This window comes from Neisseria sp. P0022.S010, from assembly GCF_051956635.1.
In genome coordinates, this window is sequence record NZ_JBQCXF010000949.1 from 1 (window position 1) to 425 (window position 425).

Annotated in this window: 1 protein-coding gene; it reads left to right on the forward strand. The window is 54.1% G+C overall.

The genetic code is table 11. The annotated features are described in order from the left end of the window. Nucleotides 1-425, forward strand: a 425-nt coding sequence (locus ACTHUT_RS22270; protein ID WP_440419986.1) for a UbiD family decarboxylase domain-containing protein, incomplete at both ends; no start/stop codon positions are given.

The following is a 425-nucleotide window of genomic DNA, read 5'->3' on the forward strand; positions in this document are numbered from 1 at the left end:
GCGCCGTGTCAGGAAATCGTGTGGGAAGGCGAAGACGTTGATTTGTATAAACTTCCGATTCAGCATTGCTGGCCGGAAGACGTTGCGCCGCTGGTAACGTGGGGCTTGACCGTCACGCGCGGTCCACACAAAAAACGCCAAAATCTCGGTATTTACCGCCAACAATTAATCGGCAAAAACAAACTGATTATGCGCTGGCTGTCGCATCGCGGTGGCGCGTTGGATTATCAGGAGTTCCGTAAACTCAATCCCGATACGCCGTATCCTGTCGCCGTCGTACTCGGTTGCGACCCTGCCACTATTCTCGGAGCGGTAACGCCTGTACCCGATACCTTGAGCGAATACCAATTTGCCGGACTGTTGCGTGGTTCGCGGACGGAGCTGGTAAAATGTATCGGCAATGATTTGCAAGTGCCTGCCCGTGC